Consider the following 18,592-nt stretch of genomic DNA (forward strand, 5'->3'; position numbering starts at 1 on the left):
CACCTTCTCATAGCGGAGACTAATTACGTAGACTCCTGCGGGATTAGCGCGAGCCGAAAATCCACTTTGCAACGTGTTCTTCTTTGCAAAGTTAGTTGAGGCCGTGCCCACGGAAAGCGAAGCAATTCGTCGGAGCATTGCCAATATACATCAAACATTTCAAAATAACTACTTGGCTTAACGCAGTCATTGCACTGATTTTATACTTTCTTAACTTACTACAAAAAATCCCACGGTGCATGAATGGCACCGTGGTTTCTCCTTCATTCGACATACTCGACGAAAGCTTGCGTTATAAAATATATTGCCTATTACTCCTTCTCACGGTCATTCATCTATTCTCGTTGCTTAAAAACTGCTCTAATCATTTAACCATAAAGTCCATTTATTTTATCCAAAAACTTCCTGAAATATTTTTGATTCCTCATGATCAAGCATGTTTTTCTGAATAATTCGATCAATCGACTTATTCATTTGCTCTGCTAAAGACTGCGAAGATCCAGGTTCACCGATCACATATATTTTTTCCCAATCATTGTTTTTAGCGTGCTTATCCAACATTGGTGCGATCTTTTTGTACCATCGATGTTTATTTGCCTCATATCGGGATTGCAAATTATCTTTCTGAATAGATGGATTACCTGGACCCATTGCAGTCTTTTCTCGCCAGTTATCCGTCTCTAGATCTAATTCAAACGATTTTGTTTCATTAATTTCATTTAAGTAGGACTCTATAAACTTTACTTCATTTTGCTGCACAGGAATGATACCTGCTTTTGGATAGTCCTTTTTTAGCTTTTTCACTTGGTCTAATACAGGTGTTTCCTGCCAAAAGAACGCGGTCTCTAATCTCAATTGGACACGTGCAGCAAACCAAACTTCTTCATCAGCTGTTGCAAAAACAATAACGCCCTTACGAAATTCCTGTTCATTTCCGCGAATAAATTTTTCTACTTTTTGCTTTACAAGTTGAAAGCTTTTAAGTTCTTCCTTGTTATTGGCTTCCTCTAAATATTGTTCAAAATTACGCATGCCATTTTTGAATTGTATTTTCCATTCTCCCCCCTGTTGCTCAGGATCAGAGGGATCAGTATTTAAGTACATGGTAAATACCTTATCCGATCCTTCTCTATGAACGGCTTCTAACTGCTTTATTTCATGATTTAAATCCATCACATCGGCACTCCTTTACGTTAGTTTTCAACGTTACTTAGTATTGTTTAACCGATTATAATAGCGTGTAAACATATCTAAGAGATTAGCTTTAAACCAATAGCAGCAGTTAGAATCATACTGATAAATAGGAGCCTCTTCCAGTCTCTAGACTCTTGAAAGAATAACATCCCAGCTAAAGCACTACCTACTGTACCGATTCCTGTCCAAACAGCATAAGCAGTGCTCATTGGAATTGTCCTCATTGCTATGCTTAAACAAGCAAAGCTTGTGACAAATCCGCCAATAAGCCAAATGAAGGAAGCTAGACTGCGTTGATGATTTATTTTATTTATCCCCATCACTCCAATTACTTCACTCACTCCCGCAATAATTAAAAATAGCCAATTCACTTCTTACACCTCTTCTCTTTCATCCGTGGTAGTGACCATTTTTAAGCCAAGCACACCAATCAACAGAACCATTATGAATACGATTTTTATCATACGAAAAGGCTCATCAAACAATACAATTTCGGCAATAACAGTCCCAGCTGTACCAATGCCTGTAAATACTGCATAACTGGTTCCAATTGGAAGCTTTCGGGAAGCAATAATAAGCAAATGCATACTTATATAAATTGCAAACACCGTTAATAACCAAGTAAATAAATTGTAAGAATGCTTTAAACCAATCACCCAACCAATTTCAAATAATCCAGCCACCAAAATAATTATCCAATTTTTATTCATTCATACCACCTCACAACTTTTAGAGTACCCAATTGTAGCTCAAACTCCATTAAAAAAACCGGAAAGATATCCATACGTAAGATATCCTCCCGGGCTTTTATCCCTCCGTGTACACGTATAACGTGCATTTCCTCTCGGACCAGACCAATTAAAAACAATTGCGGAACCCTAGGAAATCGCTATGCAATTCATTTAGATTATATACAGTCTATATAAGTGTGTCAACCCTTATAGCAAGGCATCACTAGAACTTACTTTTTCGTAATCCTTACCTCTTTTATTTGATATCCATCCATTTCTTCCACAGTAAATTGAAATCCTTCATGATCAATAATTGTTCCTTTTGTAGCATCTAAATTCTTCATAAAAATCCAGCCACCGATCGTATCAATTTCTTCATCTTCCAGATTAGTACCGATTAATTGATTTACTTCATCTAGTTGTAATTTACCTGAGACGATTTTATTCTTATGATCAACGTTTTCTATCATTGGTTTTTCATGGAGATCAAATTCATCTCGTATCTCGCCAACAATTTCTTCTAATATATCTTCTACAGTAATTAAACCAGCTGTGCCACCATATTCATCATTAACAATGGCCATATGGATTCGTTCCTTTTGCATTTTTAACAAAAGCTGCTTAATTGGTGTAGCCTCTGAAACATGAAGGATTGGTCGGATAAATTCTTCAATCGATATCGGCTTTTCCTCTTCTAGACGACCTGTGAATAAGGCTTTTATATTGACGAGACCAATAATCGTATCTTTATCCCCATCAGCTACAGGGTATCTGGTAAATTGTCCTTCTTGAATAACTTCAAGATTTACATCAAAACTATCATCTTTATAAAAACAAAGAATCTCAGTCCGCGGAGTCATAATGTTTTTTGCAAGTTGTTCATCAAACTCAAAAACATTGTTTACATACATCATTTCAGATTGATTGATTTTTCCACTTTTATAACTTTCCGAAAGAATTAAACGTAATTCCTCTTCCGTATGTGCAATTTCATGCTCCTTCACAGGTTTAAATCCAAATAATTGAATAAAAAGCCGGGCTGAGCCATTTAACAGCCAAATAAACGGATACATTATTTTATAAAAGAAGATAAGCGGTCTAGCAAGATATAACGTTACTGCCTCTGCCTTTTGAATGGCAATTGTCTTTGGTGCTAATTCGCCAATTACAACATGTAAATACGTGATTAACAAAAAGGCTATAGCAAATGATACTATAGAAGCAATTGTTTCATTCATTCCTATACTGTCAAACACGGGATGAAGAATTCTTTCCAGGGTTGGTTCACCTAGCCACCCTAATCCTAATGCCGTTACGGTAATTCCTAATTGACAAGCAGATAAATAGGCATCTAAATTATCGATAAGCTTTTTTGCATGAATCGCCTTTTTATTCCCTTCAGCAATTAAATGATCTATCCGAGTTGAACGAACTTTAACGATTGCAAATTCGGTTGCTACAAAGAATGCGGTCAGCATAATCAATATAGCAACCAATAATAAGTTTACAATTTCCAATTATAATCCTTGTATCATTAGATACAAGGATTCCACCTCCTGCATAATAATTTATTTATACCTTATCCGTTAGCAGGTGAATCACCTGTCAACATAACCACTAATCCTATGGCCTTCCCACGTGAATCACCTCCCTCTCTAATAGCTTTTATTTTACCCTATTCGTATCCTATCGTCTATTCTTATGTATGTGTAGAAAGTGACTAGAAGCAAGCAAAGGAGATAATTAAAGTAAGAGCCAAACGATCATTCGAAACCGTTCGGCCTTTTGCTAGTTCTAAACAATTGACTATGCTTTTAAACACTAATCAGCGAAGTGTGTTATTGTAGTACTGCACAACAACAGACAAGCATTCAAGCTATGTTACTGACTATTTTTTATAATCTTTTTTAATCATTCGCAAAAAGGTAACTACCATGAATAATAAAATCACAGTAAATGGCAGTGCCGAGATTAACGAAGCAGTTTGTAAGGCTTGAAGACCACCTGCCAATAGTAAAACTACAGCAATCGCCGTAATGAGCACACCCCATACAATTTTTGTTACTAAAGCAGGATTTAAGCTCCCTCTCGATGTCATTGACCCTAAAATATATGTCGCAGAATCAGCAGACGTAACCAGGAATGTAAAGATTAAAAAGATTGACAACAATGATAATACCGTTGTAAATGGCAAATGCTGATAGGTTTCAAATAAAGCTACTGCGACATCAGCATTCACTGCTTCTGCAATGGAACTACCATTAAATAGATCATTGTAAAGTGCTGTTCCACCAAACGCAGCAATCCATATACAAGCAATTGCAGGGGATACTACTAATACACCTATAACGTATTCTCGAATTGATCTTCCTCGTGATACGCGAGCAACAAATGCTCCAACAAATGGTGACCATGCTGTTGACCAAGCCCAGTAAAATATCGTCCACTCTCTCACCCATGTTTCACCTGAATAAGGCGTTAGTCGTAAACTATATTGGACAAAGTTTGTGAAATAATCTCCTAAACCCAATACAAATGTATTGAAAATAAATACTGTTGGTCCTGCTAATAATACAAAAACTAATAATAAGAGACATAAGCCTAAATTGATATTACTTAACCATTTAATTCCCTTATCTAATCCAGTACTGGATGAAATTAAATATGTAATTAACATAACCCCAGCTATAGCCATTTGAACCCATATTGACGTCGGTACATCAAATACAGATTTTAGTCCTCCATTCATTTGTAAGATTCCTAATCCTAAAGAGGTTGCAACCCCCATTACCGTAGCAATAACCGCAAGGGAGTCAATCGTATTACCAACCATCTTATTCTTACCAACAATTGGTTGAATAGATGTAGAGATTAAGCCCCTTTCTTTTTTCTTGAATTGAAGGTACGCAATTACTAATCCAACAACAGCGAAGACTGACCATTGGCTAATCCCCCAATGGAAGAAAGCATATCCCATTGCAACTCTTGCAGACTCTTCCGTCATGGATTCTAATTCTGGAAATGGTGTATCGAAGAAATGACTCATTGGTTCTGCCACACCCCAAAAGACTAACCCAGCACCAAATCCTGCTGAAAATAACATTCCAATCCAAGTAAAGAAGGAATACTCTGGTTTCGAATCAGAGGCACCTAGACGTATTTTTCCATATTTACTGAACGAAATTCCAATTAAGAACAGTATAAAAACAAAAACCGCTAATAAATAGAACCAACCAAAGTTTATCGTCGTAAAATCAAATAACTTTCCTGCTACATCCCCGAACTTCTTTGGCATTGTAGCACCAATAATTACTAGTAAAAATACAATGATGGCAGATACATAGAAAACGGGATTTTTGAATGCGCTATTTTTATTCATAACAGATCCTTTCTATAAGTTTTATGTACCATTTACGGGATACGGAACGTAAAGAGGCACATTTTATTATACCCCTTTTATTTTTTAACTAAACCTCAAATTTCCAGCTCAATACCCTCAAAAGAAACTAAGCATTTGGACTGCAAAACTTACTTCCATCAGACAAGCTTATAATCGTCGTAACATGAATTATACTAACTCTCCACAGGATAGGAAGGCTTCAGAGCAATATATTGCAAACAAAAGCTCTCGTTTTCAAAGAGTCTCGCTTATTTCAGCTGCTAAATGAATGATTCTAATCAAAAAAACGAACGATAATTAATTTCATCAACTAATCATCGCTCGTTTTTGATTGCTTCTTATTTACTTTTTCCAGACTCTTTTAAATACTATCTATTATCGTACACGACGTACATGACCTTTAAAATGATTTTTCCAATACCCAGTACTCATATCAGCTACAGCTAGACCAGTTGAATTTTGAGCTCCGATAAACTTGCCACCGCCAACATAAATTCCAACATGTCCATTTGTTTTATACGTATTAAAGAATACGAGGTCACCTGGTTGAATATTGCTATAGGATACTTTTGTACCAGTTCCGGCAAGGGAAGATGTCGTTGAAGGAATAGAATATCCTGCTTGACCAAATGCCCAAGATACAAATCCTGAACAATCAAATCCGCTTGGTCCTTTACCTCCCCATACATATGGTACACCAAGATATTGATAGCCAGCATTAATTGCTGTACTAATGCCACCGCCTCCAGAAGATACAGATGGTTTAGATGATGAACCGCTACTGCTTAATGTTTGAAGCTTTCCAGCTGAACTTGAATTTGAGTTTGAAGAAGAAACAGTTGGTCTTTGTTGCTGAGCAATACTTTGTTTCACTTCATTTTCTAAAGAAGCTAGATTACTATCTTTTACTTGAAGCTCTTCTTTTAATGCTACAAGATCCTGTTTCTTATTTTTTAATGCTTCTTTTTTATTTTCATTTTCTCGTTTTTGCTCATTAATGGTTGCTTGTACACCTTTTAATTCAACCTTCATATCCTTAAGCTCTTCAAGCTTAGCTAATACTTTATCCTGTTTTTCTTCTACTTCTTTTTTATCTTTCTCTTGTTTTTCCATCAACTGGGTATCTGAGTCGGATATTTTATTCACAGCAGATACACGGCTAATAAAGTCACTAAAGCTTTTAGAACCAAAAATAACTTCTAAATAGCTAACATTTCCACCACTCTGTTGATAAGAAACTACACGCTCTTTTAAAATGTTGTAACGTTTCTCAATAGCTTCCTCAAGTTGAACAATTTCATCCTCTAAAGCTTGTACTTCTTTTTCTTTTTTAGCAATATCGCTTTCTGTCTTATCCATCATTTTTTGATTTTCTTTAAGCGCATGATTAACGTTTTTTATCTCTTTATTTAAATCTTCTAATTCTATTAAAACATCTGCAATTTTCGCTTCTGCTTCTGATAGATTTGCTTTAATTTCATCACGATTATCTTGAATCTCAGACTGTTTATTCTTGAGGTCATCCATCGTTTCCGCATGTGCATCCATTGCAAATGCACTACTTAAACCGACGACTGTCACAGTCGCTACTGTTACGATTGATTTCTTCACCTTTCTCCCCCACTTCTTTTTATCACGTCTGCAAATAAAATATGTATATTTTGTAATTCTTTTGATGGTATTATGCAGTAATGTGAAACTAGACTAGATTATGTATCCTATTAACTTAGGCAATTAGTAGTATAACAGTTAAAAATTGCACACATATTATAGTAATATTACAATTATGTTTCAAATGTGACATAAAACCTCTTTTTCCATTAAAAAAGGCGTTCATTCGATGTAGAATGAACGCCTTAGCCCAAGTTAATTTTCTTCAAAAAGAAGATGTAAATTGTTCCTCTTCTGTCGATCCCTTTAGTGCACCCGTTGAGAAACTACCACCAGATATTATTTGTGCTACTTCATCAAAATAGCCTGTTCCCACTTCGCGTTGATGACGTGTGGCACTATAACCAAATTGCTCACTAGCAAATTCTCCTTGCTGCAATTCGGAGTAGGCCTTCATTCCCTCATCTTTATATTTTCTAGACAGTTCAAACATACTATAGTTAAGAGCATGAAACCCTGCTAATGTAACAAATTGAAATTTGTAGCCTAATTCCCCTAATTTTTCTTGAAAAGTAGAAATTTCGTCATCCGATAACTTTTTCTTCCAATTAAATGATGGTGAGCAATTATAAGCTAGTAATTGATTTGGGTACTTTGCACGAATAGCTTCAGCAAACATGCTTGCTTCCTCCAAGTTTGGTTCTGATGTCTCACACCATACTAGATCTGCATATGGTGCATATGCTAGACCGCGGGCAATGGCTTGCTCAATTCCTGCTTTCGTTTTATAAAACCCCTCTGTCGTTCGCTCTCCAGTAATAAAACGAGCATCATATGGATCAACATCACTTGTAATTAAGTTAGCTGCGTTTGCATCTGTTCTAGCAATTATAATAGTAGGTGTTCCCATTACATCTGCGGCTAATCTAGCAGCAATTAGATTCCGTACTGCAGTCTGTGTTGGTAACAGTACTTTACCACCTAAATGACCACATTTCTTCTCTGATGATAACTGATCTTCAAAATGAACTGCTGATGCCCCGGCTTCAATCATAGATTTCATTAATTCGTAGACATTTAATTGTCCCCCAAATCCAGCCTCTGCATCAGCGATAATTGGAGCATACCAATCAATTGTTTGCTTCCCTTCTGAAAAATAAATTTGATCAGCTCGTTGAAGTGCTTGATTAATCCGTTTTACCACATTCGGTACACTATTCACAGGATACAGGCTCTGATCTGGATACATTTGCCCTGCCATATTTGCGTCTGCAGCTACCTGCCAGCCACTGAGATAAATGGCTTTCAAACCTGCTTTAACTTGTTGAACAGCTTGGTTTCCAGTTAATGCCCCTAATGCATGAATATATTTTTCTGTATGCAACAGTTTCCATAGCTTACGTGAACCTAATTCTGCTAGTGAGTAGTTGAGGTCAATTGAACCCCTTAATCGAATAACATCATTAGCAGTATATGGTCGTTCTACTCCTGACCACCGTTGATTATTTTCCCATTCTTCTTTAATTATTTCTGCTCTACTATTTGTCATCATAATCCTCCTTTAAAATCAACTACGATATAGTGAAACTTCAATCTGTTAGGGTTTGGTTTTCCCCCTCTAATTGTTAGCACCAAAAGGATATGACCTAAAGGCCCTTAAACCAATCGGACATTTACTGGCAGTTGATCCCACACTTACCATTATTGGTTTCTATTACTTGATGTGGAGAGCTTACTGCCAGTTATATGCGGGTAAAATCTAATCTGTATGACTATTTGGCAACAATTATTGTTATAATACATATTTATTTGTTATATAACAGAGCATATAAAAAAATTAGTCCTCCTTTTTAGATAGACAATAATCACATTCCTGTATATATCCATTAGTCTTCATCTTCTCTCCACAATCTGGACATCTTGCTGTTTCACTATTCATCAATTTAAGAACCTCCTTTTATATAACAATTTTATTTTTTGTATTTTGTTATAACACAGTTTATGGTAATATTTGAAAAATTGCAACCCCTTTTTTAAACTTAGTTGAAAAAATTTTTTCGTTGTTGGAAAATAGATGATGGATAAGTGATTTAGGTTAAGACAGCTTAGGAGATGACGATGGTGAAACGATTTCATTTTATTGGGAGTAGAGTGGTTAAAACTGGAGTTGCTGTATTCATAACTGCTTGGATTTGCTCATTACTAAATATCCCGGCTGTATTTGCAGTTATTACAGCAATTGTAACAATAGAACCCACTGTTTCTGATTCTATTCGTAAGGGAATTATTCGATTTCCAGCTTCTGCAATTGGTTCTGCATATTCGGTATTTTTTATATTCTTATTCGGAAACTCTCCCTTAACATACGCACTAGCCGCAACATTTACGATCGTTACTTGTTTTAAGCTAAAACTACATGCCGGGCTTTTAGTAGCAACACTCACTGCTGTAGCAATGGTTGAAGTTATTCATAGCAATTACTTTATATCATTCTTGATTCGTTTAGGAACTACGACCCTTGGCCTATTAGTTTCCACAGGAGTGAACATGTTTGTTTTACCACCTGATTACACAAAAAATATTACAGTAAATATGGAGAGCATTCGTAAACAGACAGGAGATATGATCGCAAAAGTTTTTCAATGCATGGTCGATGTTGATAAGTCACCAATCACTATTAACCCAGCAGATCAAGTATACAAAAAAATACAGCTGACAGAGACACTCATTCGCTTTCAGAAAGATGAATCGAAATTCCATCCACTTGCTGATAGCGAGAGAAATTACTTTAAGATAATAGAAAAACAGCTGATATGTTTAAGGCTTATTCATTACCATACAGATAATGTACTCCATACTCCAAAGAACTTTAGAATGTGGGGAGAAAACGAACGAAGGATTATTTTACATGCAGTAGACGAACTCGTGGAAGGATTTTCACATGCGAAACAGTTTGAATCACAAAAGCATCAACAATGTTTGAAACAATTAAGTGAAATGTTTTGGGAAGAAAATGGTCTGTCAAAAAATAAACATGACTACGACGCCACCACTTTTCCTCCAGAACTTATTATTATTTATGAATTAATATCTATTTACCAACTAGCTGATCGTTATTTTGAGCGTAATCAAAAGTTAAACAATTAGATCGGCCGTGCAAAGACAAATAATATAGCGCTTGGAACTACTTTTTCCACTTCGAAGCAACTGGAAAATACATGACTCTAGTGATCAGAACAACCGTGAGGAGTTTGCAAAGGAATTGGTCTACTCACGAGAAGGCTGATCAAATGTCATGGGAAAATAGAATATGATAGCTATATGTATGAACTATCATTTGCGTCTTCTTTTAAGCATCATCTAGTTATGTTATTCCACTAGATGATGCTTAAATGCATAGATAACTGCCTGAGTACGATCCTGTACCTCCAGTTTACCTAGTAGATTACTTACATGTACCTTTACTGTTTTTAAAGAAATGAATAACTCATCAGCTATTTCCTGATTTGTTTTACCTTGAGCCAATAGGAGTAAAATTTCTTTCTCTCTTTCTGTTAACTGTTCATGTAATTCCACTTGCGGTGTACGCATGCGGTTCATAATCTTTCCAGTTACTTCTGGCTCAAGTACCGTTTGCCCTTGATACGTAGCACGAATAGCTTTGGCAATTTCTTCAGCCTTGGATGTTTTCAACATATAACTAGTAGCACCAGCTTCCAATGCCGGATAGACCTTTTCATCATCTAAGAAGCTAGTCACAATAATAATCTTTGCGTTTGGCCATTGTTCCATAATTAATTTTGTTGCTTCAATTCCATCCATATCTTTCATGACTAGATCCATTAAGATAATATCTGGTCTTAATTCTAATGCAAGTTCTACAGCTTTCTCACCATCATCAGCTTCTGCAATAACTTTAATATCAGGTTGAGCGGATAAATAGGAAGTGACTCCAATTCGAACCATTTCATGATCATCAGCAAATAAAACGTTAATCATTATTCTAATCCTCCTTTCCTAGATTCGGTACCTTTACTTCTATTCGTGTACCTTCATCTGGGAGACTAATTACCTTGAAGCTCCCACCTACCTCATACGCACGTTCTTGCATATTCTGTAAGCCGTAAGAGCCCGTCTTTATTTTTTCCATAACAAAACCAATACCGTTATCTGTTACTCGTAAAATTACGTTTTCATCTCTTTCAACAAGCATTACTTGTAATGTAGTTGCTTTTGCATGTCGCAGCGTATTTGACACTGCTTCCTGAAGGATACGAAACAATTGGTCCTCTACACCTTTATCTACAGTAAACGCCTCAACGTTCCAAGTAATATCCATTGGAACTTTTTGTGTTAATTCAAGCAATAATTCTTCTGCACCAGCTTGTAGGGATTTCCCCTTCAAGGCAACTGGCCGAAGATGTAGCAGTAATGCCCGCATCTCTAATTGAGATTGATGAATCATGTTTTCCACCATTCGCAGCTGCTTTTTCATTACAGTATCCTTAGGAGGGTTTGTTTCATTGATAGCCGACATCATCATGGAAGCAGCAAATAACTGTTGGCTGACCGAATCATGTAATTCTCTTGCTAAGCGATTACGCTCCTGAACAACAATTTCTTGTAAGCTTTGTTCGCGTTCAGTAGCTCTTTCTGTTGCTAATCGCTGCGCTTGTTCTGTCTGAGCCCTAATTTTATTTTGTATTTGTCCCATATACCGGTGAATGTCTTCTAAATCTTTATACGCATCTATATCAAGGGTTAGTTTTTGACCTTTAATGATTTCATCCAGTTGTCTTTCTACGTGATGAATTCGTTGTCTCCAATAATATCCAGTTACTGTCCCAATAATCAATCCCGCAGCAACAGATATAACAAAAATAACTAGCACGAACGATACATCACCTAATTTTTGATCTACAATACGGCTCCAATCATTGACGAACGCGACAAGTGTTAACCCAACCATTGCAATTGATAGTAAAATACTAAACATAACAGCAGTAACAATATGACGCAAAATCATATTCATATTCGCTTCACCTCAATATCACCAGACAATAATGAGGTAACAATTTTCACACGTGGAACAACGGTATCATAATCTTTCGTTTGATAAAGCAAAGATTGATTCATCAATTTTTCATGGTAATGTCCCAATATATGCGCGCGTCCGAATACGGAACTATGGTGTATACTTACTTCAACATCATAAGGAACATAAATTTCCAAGTTACCAACCAAGTGACGTATAGAGATAACTGCTGTGTCTTTAGGAAGTACTGTATTACTTAAGTCAATAATCCGATCACCAAATGCACCATGAATATTAACATCTTTCCATTGATAGGCTGTTTCCTCTGTTCGTTGGTCATCAAATAGTTTATGGTCTAATAATGGTTGCTTACTTATAATTGTTTCATTCGCCTTATGCTGATTCCCCATTATGGAAGGTCTCAGAACTTCCGCTGCTTTTTTGGATTTGCTATAGTTAACCACAAACAAAACGATAGCGGCAATAATTAAGAACCTTACCGCAAGCATATTAAGAATCGCAAAAATAATACCAACCATACCGCTCCAAAAGATTACCTTTCCCCATAGACTGTGGAACTTTTTCCTTCCAATATAAATAAGCAAGGCAAAAAATAAAGCTGGAATTAGCATTCCGCCATGGAAAAATGTGAGCTCAATAATAAAGAGGATTACTCCAATGATCAATATCCAATTTAGAGTGTCCGTTGTTAATCGTTGAAACATGAAGTAAGCCTCCCTTCTTTATTATGTAAAACAGGCGCATCCACGTGCGCCTGTATAGTATATCATTTTTTTAATTGCTGACGAAGAGAAAGTGTGATATCTCGATGGTTTAATAGGAACGGCACCTGCACTGCACTTTAGTGATACTTATTTATACTTGCTCCTTTTCTTTCATTTCTTGTTCTAGTTTGGCTATTTTGTTATCAAATGTACTACGATAGTATGAATTATTAACTCGATACTCGAGTCCTTCGATGTATCTTTCCATCTCCGCAAATTTAGAAAAAGGTTTATCGGATGTTTCGTCTACCACTTTGTTCATCTGATGGTTGGCACGTGCAACATTTTCTCGACCCATTAGCTCCATCCTGCGTAGATGCATATCTTTTAGCTTATGCTTCATATCTTCATACTTCTGCTCTAAGGTGTCTAATTCTTGTTCCGCCTCATCACGTGATGCTTTCAATCGCTCTGCACGAGCTTGATATTCTTCGTGTTCCCTCACTGCAAATGCATGCATTTGCTCTTCTCCTGCTTTCTCAGCAATTTCTGCTTGTTTTAGACGTTTTTCAGCTAGGTCATTAGCCATCTGATACTCTTTTGTAAACTCATCCTTTAACTTATATTGTCTTTCCACAAGCTTTCGCACTTTTTCTTTTTCCTGTTCACTTTGACGTAAGTAATGATTTAATGCTGCAATTGGATTTTTTTGTTCCTTCTGGTCCATAAGGTTATGAAGATCACTTGTTACAGAATCTTTAATACGTGTAAATATATTTGTCATTTTTCATGCTCTCCTTTTTTAGTGATGATTTATTTCAGCCCATTCACGCTCAAAATTAGTAAATGGGTCATCTGATTGAACTTCATGAACGATTGGTTCATGGTCTTCTTTTTTCCAGCTTTTATATATAAAGTAAAGTCCAATTGCTGCCACAACACCTATTAATGCAAACATATTTGAAATAGTGATGCTTAACACAATCAGCCCTAAGATAACCCAACCAATCTTTCCGATTGTTGAGTCACTTTTCATAAATTGTTTAAAGATAATGTAAAGTAGCCAAATTCCTAAACCTAAAAACACCATTGGTCCTAAGTTTGCTACTAATACGATCAATGCAGCTAACCCTGCTAGAAATAATAGAAATTTCTTCACTTTGTTTCCTCCTTTCTTTATCTTAATTCCATATTACAGAAGCGTAGGGATTATCGTAATGAACTACAGCCATATTTTGAACTAGTACCTGAGACGTAGAAAAGTTAAATTGCAGAACAAAAGCGCCCGCGTTTAGAAACGTAGCAACTGGAGCGAGCCAGCAGTAGATAAAGGAATTATGTGCTTGCGACTCGATGATGATTTAAATTAGGGAGATTCGTGAAGTCGCCTCGTTTCTGGGTGCTGGAGCTAAGTGACCCATATTCATCTGTGTCGCTATCGCTTATATATTAAATAGGTTGCTTATTAAATTCTCACCATAAACACAAACACTGTAAGTCTTTAATATAAAACCATTTATTCGAACAAAACTAGCAAGGGTGAAGAAGTGATTTTCGTGATAAATAGTTAAGAAGCTATGTTCTAAGCATATAAAAATCACTCTGAATCGGGTGAATTTTCAATCTTATATGCTAAAATAAAGTATAAGTCTAAAAAAGGAAAACTAATTTGGGGGATGAAATTCATGAAAGTGTTTCCACAGATTTCTTTAATGTTTATACTGGTTGCGGCATTGCTGACAGGGTGTGACGAGGGAGAGGTACAAAATCCAGATGGTCCTGTGACGATCCAGCAATATAACCAACTGGAGAATAGAATGGAATTCGATGATGTGATTGACATGCTGGGACAGCCGGATCTTATTAATTTCCAAGAAAATACGGAGGATGAAGTGGAATTCATCGATGAAAACACCTTGTACAGCTGGGATGGAGCAGCTCCGGACTCCGGAATAACTTTACGTTTCAGAGACGGGAAACTTTCCAGTAAAGAACAGGTGGGCCTTGAATAAGTATGTGGAATAATATCGCCAAGTCTTTTAGTGAAATTACTCTTATTCTATTCGTTATATTGCTAATCAGCTGTACACCTGGGTTATTCCAAACCCAGAGCTTTACCTATTTCTTACAGAGTTTGGGGTCAGGGATTTATTATTTGTTACAGCCGCAGAAGCTAACCGTTCCATTAAGCAATGGCGAGGAAGTAACTTTCTTTGCAGCGGTTTCCAACGCATATTTAAATTCCATTATCATTATACTTGGCTCCCTAATTTTATCCATTATTGTATCCATTCTATTTACATATGTATTTCACATGCTGGCAGCATCTATTAAAAAAGCGCTATCTGGGGTTTTTTTTATCATCGAAGCCATGCCGGATGTGTTAATCGTTTTATTATCTATCCAGTTTTTTATCTGGATTTTTAAGACTACAGGAATTTCTCTGGGGATTTACGAGTTTGGCGGGAAGACGATATACCTCTTGCCAATACTGGCATTAAGTTCCATTCCAACGATCTACCTGTTTAAATATATGGTGGCAGGAATTGCTGAGGAAAAGACCAAACACTATTATTTATTTTCACAATCAAGAGGCTTCGGGGAAAGCTATATCTTTTTCGTTCATCTATTCAGAAACACACTTTTAACACTCCTTCAATATTACAAAAATATCTTTCTGTACATGATTTCAAGCTTATTAATACTAGAAATTATTTTGCGGTTAAGCGGGATCATGAGCTTTGTCAAAGTGTATGGAATTGGAGACTTCCGAATATTGATGTGGGTGCTTATTATGCTGTATTTACCTCTATATCTATTCAACAGAATAGGGGAATACGCAGTAAACAAATGGACGTTTAGCAAGGAGGTTGATGAGAGTGTTGGGTAAAGTAAACATGAAAATCTGTATAGGCATTCTATTGATCTTGATCCTTGTGTTATTCAGTTTCTTTCCCAATCTAATTCTCTCAAAGAAGCAGGCACCCTCCATTATGCTGGATGACAATGGTGACTTTATCGGGAAGCCGCCCTATTCTCCCGTGGAGTTTCCTCCTTTTGGGACAAATGTTATGGGAGAGTCTTTAGTTTACAACATACTGGCCGGTGCGAAATATACAATTATCTTTGTCCTTATTGTATGCTTGTTCCGTTTTCTCATTTCTTCCGGTTTAGCACTTATATATGCATTTTATATTCATAAGTTTAGAAATCTGGTACAACGTGTTGTAGAGATTACTTATATTATTCCACCTGTTATTATTGTCTTTTTTCTGCTTGCACCAATGCTCTGGTTCTTTCAGGAAGATAGTTTCCGCTTTATGTTTTTGCTGGTGCTTGTATTAATTGGTATTGGCACACCTCCCTTAACGTTATTAATTGGAGATGAGATAAAAGGGGAACTACACAAGGATTATATCAAGATTGCAAAATTACAAGGCGTGAGTAACTTTTATATTTTTAAAAAGCACATATGGAGAAACATAAAACCAAGGATTGGTATTTTCTTTATTCAGAATAATATTCAGCTACTCTTATTATTAATTCATTTGGGAGTACTGGGGATATTCATTGGAGGTAGTAGGAAAATAGATATTACCGAAGAAAGGAGTGCTTTTTTTTCCATCACCAATGAATGGGGTGGATTAATTGGTTCTTCCTATCAGGAATTTTTACATCATCCATGGATTGTAATGTCTCCTCTGTTTTCATTTATGATATTGATTATTTTACTAAAAATCGTACTGGCAGGAATAGAAGAGTCGACCAAATTAAAATAGTTACATATTTCGAATATTAGCTTTTGTGTTAAAATTAATAGAACAGTTCGTGTAAGAAGGTATATAATTAGACTACAAATAGTCACTGTTCATGAAACGGGATAGGTTGTTTCAGGATATATGTTAACGTTTAGGAATGGCAGTGGTTTTAGATATAGCTTAAAAGGAGGCCGTTAGTTGATGAGCTGAGGGGTTAAAATCACGCTTTGGACTCTTGTTGGTGTTTTTATTATTTTCTCTATTGTCAGCATTGCAACCTTCTATGCTTTCGAGTTCCGTTGAGTAAGCGGGCGTGTTTATTTAATATCGTTTATTTTTCCAATTTTGGAATTTTTGAAGGGAGAAAAAATATGTACATAAAAACAGAAAGATTAATTATACGTCATTTTGAATTAGATGATTGGGAAGGAGTATATGAGTATGCTTCCCAAAAGAGTGTAATGAAATATATGCCAGAAGGTGTATTAACAAAAGAAGAAACAAAGAAGTTCATCCAAAAAAATATTGATGATTCAGCTGAAAAATTCCCAGTAATACTAGCTGATGGAGATATTTTAATTGGACATTTAGAATTTTTTAAATATTTCGGTGATCATTCTTATGAAATAGGGTGGGTATTTAACCCTAAATATTATAATAAAGGTTACGCTTCCGAAGCTGCATCTGCGATAATAAAATATGGTTTTGAAGACTTAAAGTTACATAGAATTGTTGCTACATGTCAGCCAGAAAACATTCCTTCGTACCGTGTTATGGAAAAGATCGGCATGAGAAGAGAAGGTTATTTTAAAAAATGCATCCCTCATGGTGATCAATGGTGGGATGAATATTCCTATGCTATTTTAGAGGAAGAATGGGATAACTAAATAGTTTCTGCTACATTGTCAGTTACCTTATTGTGCTTACGGGTGTAATAACGAGCGGTTATAAATAAAGAGAAATTTCAATCGGTGGGGGGTTTTTGTTTTATCCCCCCGATGGTTCGTACCACAAGGGTATGACCTAAAAGCATTTGAACCAATCAGGTCCAACATATTTAATATTCGATAGTGAGAACGAATGCAACTACGAAGAATTAAATTCAATTTTTTGTGAAATGTCAGATTATTTAATAACATAAATTATTATAATCAATTCGTTTAATTGAGAATTATTATCACTTATTGTATATTAGTTAGTAACAATACATAAAGTGAGGAGAATATATAATGAAAATATACTGGACTAAAATAAATAAGATTATTGAAGAAACGCCTGAGGTAAAAACATACCTGCTCGACTGTCCGGACGACTTTACATGGGAAGAAGGTTCCCACACCCACTTCGCACTGGAAGGTTTTAATGCTGGAGATAAACCAAATCGCAGCCTGATTCGCCACATGTCCATCTCCACTTTACCGCACGAAAATTCAATCGGTATCACAACACGTATCAGAGAGCAGTGCTCTGAGTTTAAAACGATTTTAAGAAATCTTAAGGTCGGCAATGAAATTGCAATATTTAAAACGCATTCGAATGTACCACTTAAACGAGAAGACAAAAATGTTTACCTTCTGTCATCAGGTGTCGGTCTAGCAACTTTCAGACCGCTTGTACTTGATTATTTTGAACGTGCTGATAACGTCAATAAAATTCATTCCCTAAACATCGATTCATCAAAAGAATTCTTATTCACTGATATTTTTAAATCCGTACCAGACAAGAAGTTTACATCGCAGTTCGTCGATAACCGTAAAGATTACTATGAAGAAGTGAAAGATCTTGCTGCAGACAAGGATGGGCTCTTCTACGTTGTCGGTAGCGACGAATTCCTCATACAGAACATTGAAATGCTACGTGAGCAGGGCATCAAGCCGGAACAAATTATGCTCGACAAGCATGAACACGAACTGCCTAAGTTTTTATCATTTGATTTGTCAATTTAAGCGAGAAATATATTCTCTTGGTACATACTAAATAGATGTTGCGCTAACGAGTGTTTTTTTGGAATAACGGCATTTAAATTAGTTATTACATTCATGGAATGACACATCGAAAAGTAAAAGCTAAGTATAAATGAATGTTTTTTGAAATGCATCCAAACGGATTAATTGTTGTTGAAAGGGTTAGAAAAAGCA

At 36.0% G+C, this 18,592-nt stretch carries 19 protein-coding genes and 1 riboswitch; of the genes, 6 read left to right on the forward strand and 13 right to left on the reverse strand.

The annotated features are described in order from the left end of the window. Positions 1 to 390: 390 nt before the first annotated feature. The 8 genes from RVS70_RS16160 to RVS70_RS16195 form a co-directional block, all read right to left on the reverse strand. Positions 391 to 1,173 carry a VLRF1 family aeRF1-type release factor gene (locus RVS70_RS16160; RefSeq protein WP_205388780.1) on the reverse strand — a complete coding sequence of 261 codons (783 nt, stop codon included), beginning with the start codon at positions 1,171 to 1,173 and terminating at the stop codon, positions 391 to 393. 77 nt (positions 1,174 to 1,250) lie between these two features. Then, positions 1,251 to 1,565 (reverse strand): DMT family transporter, encoded by a 315-nt coding sequence (locus RVS70_RS16165; RefSeq protein WP_205388781.1) that lies wholly within the window; start codon positions 1,563 to 1,565, stop codon positions 1,251 to 1,253. A 3-nt stretch (positions 1,566 to 1,568) separates the two neighbouring features. Next, the gene (locus RVS70_RS16170) at positions 1,569 to 1,904 is read right to left on the reverse strand and encodes a DMT family transporter (RefSeq protein WP_026680015.1); all 336 of its coding nucleotides are present in this window, start codon (positions 1,902 to 1,904) and stop codon (positions 1,569 to 1,571) included. Positions 1,905 to 1,988: 84 nt separating this feature from the next. After that, a riboswitch (guanidine-I (ykkC/yxkD leader) is annotated at positions 1,989 to 2,087 on the reverse strand. 68 nt (positions 2,088 to 2,155) lie between these two features. After that, complete coding sequence (locus RVS70_RS16175; protein WP_205388782.1) at positions 2,156 to 3,442, reverse strand: hemolysin family protein; 1,287 nt, start codon at positions 3,440 to 3,442, stop codon at positions 2,156 to 2,158. 371 nt (positions 3,443 to 3,813) lie between these two features. After that, complete coding sequence (locus RVS70_RS16180) at positions 3,814 to 5,304, reverse strand: BCCT family transporter (protein ID WP_205388783.1); 1,491 nt, start codon at positions 5,302 to 5,304, stop codon at positions 3,814 to 3,816. Positions 5,305 to 5,700: 396 nt separating this feature from the next. Further along, on the reverse strand, positions 5,701 to 6,936 hold the full coding sequence (locus RVS70_RS16185) for a C40 family peptidase (RefSeq protein ID WP_026680012.1): 1,236 nt from the start codon (positions 6,934 to 6,936) through the stop codon (positions 5,701 to 5,703). Between the two features lie 265 nt (positions 6,937 to 7,201). Beyond that, positions 7,202 to 8,485, reverse strand: coding sequence for an isocitrate lyase (gene aceA, locus RVS70_RS16190; protein ID WP_205388784.1), 1,284 nt, complete (start codon positions 8,483 to 8,485; stop codon positions 7,202 to 7,204). Positions 8,486 to 8,773: 288 nt separating this feature from the next. Further along, entirely contained in the window at positions 8,774 to 8,878 is a 105-nt protein-coding gene (locus RVS70_RS16195; RefSeq protein ID WP_371413977.1) for a YhfH family protein, read from the reverse strand. Between the two features lie 176 nt (positions 8,879 to 9,054). Here RVS70_RS16195 and RVS70_RS16200 point away from each other — a divergent pair, with 176 nt between their 5' ends. Then, positions 9,055 to 10,083 (forward strand): aromatic acid exporter family protein, encoded by a 1,029-nt coding sequence (locus tag RVS70_RS16200; RefSeq protein ID WP_246484484.1) that lies wholly within the window; start codon positions 9,055 to 9,057, stop codon positions 10,081 to 10,083. A 222-nt stretch (positions 10,084 to 10,305) separates the two neighbouring features. On the opposite strand, the gene RVS70_RS16205 is transcribed toward RVS70_RS16200, so the two are convergent. The 5 genes from RVS70_RS16205 to RVS70_RS16225 all read right to left on the reverse strand — a co-directional run bounded on the left by RVS70_RS16205 (position 10,306) and on the right by RVS70_RS16225 (position 13,855). Beyond that, positions 10,306 to 10,935 carry a response regulator gene (locus tag RVS70_RS16205; protein WP_026680009.1) on the reverse strand — a complete coding sequence of 210 codons (630 nt, stop codon included), beginning with the start codon at positions 10,933 to 10,935 and terminating at the stop codon, positions 10,306 to 10,308. Between the two features lie 4 nt (positions 10,936 to 10,939). Beyond that, on the reverse strand, positions 10,940 to 11,968 hold the full coding sequence (locus RVS70_RS16210; RefSeq protein ID WP_026680008.1) for a sensor histidine kinase: 1,029 nt from the start codon (positions 11,966 to 11,968) through the stop codon (positions 10,940 to 10,942). Further along, positions 11,965 to 12,696 carry a cell wall-active antibiotics response protein LiaF gene (gene liaF / locus RVS70_RS16215; RefSeq protein WP_026680007.1) on the reverse strand — a complete coding sequence of 244 codons (732 nt, stop codon included), beginning with the start codon at positions 12,694 to 12,696 and terminating at the stop codon, positions 11,965 to 11,967. Before liaF ends, RVS70_RS16210 begins: the two co-directional genes overlap by 4 nt. A gap of 151 nt (positions 12,697 to 12,847) precedes the next feature. Beyond that, positions 12,848 to 13,480 (reverse strand): PspA/IM30 family protein, encoded by a 633-nt coding sequence (locus tag RVS70_RS16220; protein ID WP_026680006.1) that lies wholly within the window; start codon positions 13,478 to 13,480, stop codon positions 12,848 to 12,850. An 18-nt stretch (positions 13,481 to 13,498) separates the two neighbouring features. Further along, complete coding sequence (locus RVS70_RS16225) at positions 13,499 to 13,855, reverse strand: hypothetical protein (protein WP_026680005.1); 357 nt, start codon at positions 13,853 to 13,855, stop codon at positions 13,499 to 13,501. Between the two features lie 526 nt (positions 13,856 to 14,381). Between RVS70_RS16225 and RVS70_RS16230 the strand changes: the two genes are divergently transcribed. The 5 genes from RVS70_RS16230 (at position 14,382) to RVS70_RS16250 (ending at position 18,400) form a co-directional block, all read left to right on the forward strand. Further along, positions 14,382 to 14,708 carry a DUF3862 domain-containing protein gene (locus RVS70_RS16230; RefSeq protein WP_205388786.1) on the forward strand — a complete coding sequence of 109 codons (327 nt, stop codon included), beginning with the start codon at positions 14,382 to 14,384 and terminating at the stop codon, positions 14,706 to 14,708. A gap of 2 nt (positions 14,709 to 14,710) precedes the next feature. Continuing rightward, positions 14,711 to 15,586: an ABC transporter permease subunit gene (locus RVS70_RS16235; RefSeq protein ID WP_321134032.1), complete on the forward strand. Its 876-nt coding sequence runs from the start codon at positions 14,711 to 14,713 to the stop codon at positions 15,584 to 15,586. After that, positions 15,576 to 16,475 (forward strand): ABC transporter permease subunit, encoded by a 900-nt coding sequence (locus RVS70_RS16240; protein WP_226983537.1) that lies wholly within the window; start codon positions 15,576 to 15,578, stop codon positions 16,473 to 16,475. Before RVS70_RS16235 ends, RVS70_RS16240 begins: the two co-directional genes overlap by 11 nt. 350 nt (positions 16,476 to 16,825) lie before the next feature. Beyond that, positions 16,826 to 17,341, forward strand: coding sequence for a GNAT family N-acetyltransferase (locus RVS70_RS16245; protein ID WP_205388788.1), 516 nt, complete (start codon positions 16,826 to 16,828; stop codon positions 17,339 to 17,341). A gap of 342 nt (positions 17,342 to 17,683) precedes the next feature. Continuing rightward, on the forward strand, positions 17,684 to 18,400 hold the full coding sequence (locus RVS70_RS16250) for a hypothetical protein (RefSeq protein ID WP_026680001.1): 717 nt from the start codon (positions 17,684 to 17,686) through the stop codon (positions 18,398 to 18,400). Positions 18,401 to 18,592: the final 192 nt, after the last annotated feature.

It is taken from the genome of Virgibacillus sp. M23 (genome assembly GCF_034190895.1).
Classification (GTDB): domain Bacteria; phylum Bacillota; class Bacilli; order Bacillales; family Amphibacillaceae; genus Virgibacillus; species Virgibacillus salarius.